The following is a 295-nucleotide window of genomic DNA, read 5'->3' on the forward strand; positions in this document are numbered from 1 at the left end:
AGGCATTGGGGATATATGCCTTGAAAGTGACAATACTCCCGCTTTTGTTGAGTTCCGAAATATTACTGTTCCAACCGCAACTCAGCGGCCTGTGCTTGATGGCAGTTTGCTTTTGACGTTGATCTCTAACCTCTCACTAAACTACTTATCTTTATTGTCTAAAGACGCCCTGCAGTCTGTTTTTCGCGCATACGATTTTAGAGCGTTGGTTGATCGCCAAGCTGAAAAAATTGCCAAGCAACGCCTTGATGGCGTTGTCGCTATAGAAACACAACCCACCGACCGTATTTATAAG

1 protein-coding gene is annotated in these 295 nt (G+C 44.4%); it reads left to right on the forward strand.

Annotation, left to right across the window (positions count from 1 at the left end; all coding sequences use genetic code 11):
- Nucleotides 1–295 (forward strand): type VI secretion system baseplate subunit TssF (locus tag Q4519_RS21835; protein ID WP_303516048.1); only part of this gene is annotated, 295 nt, incomplete at both ends.

The organism is Motilimonas sp. 1_MG-2023, from assembly GCF_030547455.1.
Lineage (GTDB): Bacteria > Pseudomonadota > Gammaproteobacteria > Enterobacterales > CBDFNC01 > Motilimonas.